Genomic DNA, 1,206 nt, shown 5'->3' with positions numbered 1-1,206 from the left:
CAAATAGTCGGCGAGCTCAAGGTCACGTTCGCGGAATCCCGCTAACAGGCTGGTAGAGTCCCGTCCGGGTCGGCCCATCGGAGTACGTTGTACACGAGTTACACATGTTTAGCGGGAGCCTCTAGCCAATGGGCAAATTGAAGCCAGATTTCGAAACGTTGCAGTCGATCTACGACATCTCCGACGAGTTCTACGAGCTGTTCCTCGGCCCGACGATGGGCTACACCTGCGGGTACTACAAGGAAGACAACTACACGTGTAGTGAAGCGCAGATGGCGAAGTTCGACCTGGCGCAGGGCAAGCTGAAGCTGGAACCCGGTATGACGCTGCTCGACGTCGGCTGCGGATGGGGCGCCGGCATGGAGCGCGCGCTGGTGAATCAGGACGTCAACGTCATCGGCCTGACGCTCAGCAAGAACCAGAAGGAAGCCGCCGAGGCCCGGTTGGCCAAGATCGATACCAACCGTCACTGGGAGGTGCGGCTGCAGGGCTGGGAGGAATTCGACGACAAGGTCGACCGGATCGTGTCGATCGGGGCCTTCGAGCACTTCGGCCACGAGAAGTACCCGGCGTTCTTCGACACCGCCTACAACGCCATGCCCGACGACGGCATCATGTTGCTGCACACCATTTGTGCCTTCCACCCGCACGACATGTACGAGCGCGGGCTCAAGCTGTCGTTCGAGATCGCCCGGTTCATCAAGTTCATCATGACCGAGATCTTCCCGGGCGGACGGCTGCCGTCGGCCAAGATGATCCAGGAGATGGTGCCTGACCACGGGTTCAACCTCACCCGCATCCACTCGCTGCAGCCGCATTACGCGCGCACGTTGGACGACTGGGCGGCGAACCTGCATGCGAACAAAGACCGGGCCATCGAGGTTCAGGGCCAGGAGGCCTACGACCGCTTCGACAAGTACCTCACCGGGTGCGCGGACCTATTCCGCAACGGCTCGATCGACGTCAACCAGTTCACGCTGGAGAAGTAACCGCGACCGGCGAGCGAACCGTCTGGTTCGCTTTCCTGGGCCGGCGTCGGTTACCATCCCCGCAGCAAAGATTCGGGGGGGTCGGTGCGGAGAAGGACCTCCTCTCGGCCGCGCGCCCCCGGTGGGGGAAAGGACCCGTACCGACATATGTCCAAGCTCAAGCCGCATTTCGCCGACGTTCAAGCGCACTACGACCTCTCCGACGACTTCTTCCGGC

1 protein-coding gene is annotated in these 1,206 nt (G+C 61.6%); it reads left to right on the top strand.

Features of this window, described 5'->3' with window-relative positions; genetic code table 11:
• Positions 1-128: 128 nt before the first annotated feature.
• Positions 129-989, top strand: a complete 861-nt coding sequence (locus ACN269_RS33940) for a cyclopropane mycolic acid synthase family methyltransferase (protein WP_421477323.1) — start codon at positions 129-131, stop codon at positions 987-989.
• Positions 990-1,206 lie beyond the last annotated feature (217 nt).

The sequence above is a fragment of the Micromonospora sp. WMMD736 genome (genome assembly GCF_049179015.1).
In the GTDB taxonomy this organism is placed as follows: domain Bacteria; phylum Actinomycetota; class Actinomycetes; order Mycobacteriales; family Micromonosporaceae; genus Micromonospora.
Note: the sequence above shows the minus strand (reverse complement) of the source record. Positions and strands in the feature narration are given on the sequence as shown.

What these genes read in the sequence shown, in the direction of transcription:
- ACN269_RS33940 (WP_421477323.1), top strand. Translation starts at nt 129, where the DNA reads ATGGGCAAATTGAAGCCAGATTTCGAAACGTTGCAGTCGATCTACGAC.